The sequence below is a fragment of the Bacillus sp. 179-C3.3 HS genome, from assembly GCF_047229225.1.
In the GTDB taxonomy this organism is placed as follows: Bacteria; Bacillota; Bacilli; order Bacillales; family Bacillaceae; genus Bacillus.
On the sequence record NZ_JBFEFT010000053.1, the window covers coordinates 1 to 667 of the forward strand.

At 35.4% G+C, this 667-nt stretch carries 1 tRNA gene; it reads right to left on the reverse strand.

What is annotated here, in order from left to right:
* Positions 1-2: 2 nt before the first annotated feature.
* Positions 3-75, reverse strand: a tRNA-Val gene (locus tag AB1K80_RS17155).
* Positions 76-667 lie beyond the last annotated feature (592 nt).

A 667-nucleotide genomic window follows, 5' to 3' on the forward strand; every position in this document is an offset into this window, starting at 1 on the left:
GGTGGAGGATGACGGGCTCGAACCGCCGACCCTCTGCTTGTAAGGCAGATGCTCTCCCAGCTGAGCTAATCCTCCACTATGTAGGAATCTCTCGATCCGACAAAGATTATTATATACAGGTTTTGATGATTTGTAAAGGCTATATTAAAAAAATTTTATTTCATTTTTCATCAAGCCTCATTTAAACTAAACAAACAATATCTTCTTTGCCAAAACAGCTAAAAATCAAGCCTTACTCGGATTCACACTCTCTATTTAAAGTTCTCTTTTAGATCGTTTATCTCCTTTAATAAGTAATAAATTATTATCTTTAAACGATTTATATGAGGATGCCATAGCATTAAGTGAGAGAACTAATTTCATTCTTGTAAAGGCATGAGCTTGAGCTAGATATAACTTTAAATAAGGATCCTTTATTAACTTTTCTATTGAACTCTTAACTGAAACGTCTCTTTTGAGTTTAAGAGGCTTTTCACATCCTCTCTCAACTCGTTTTAGAAGATATCTAATAGAGAAAGAAGATATAAGCATTTATTGGAGAACTCAGTTAGAAAATAATTCAGATTTCCTTGTGAAAAATCCAAAAAGATCAGTTCCAAACGGAACTGATCTTAAGAAAAGCTTGGCGGCGTCCTACTCTCACAGGGGGAAGCCCCCAACTACCATC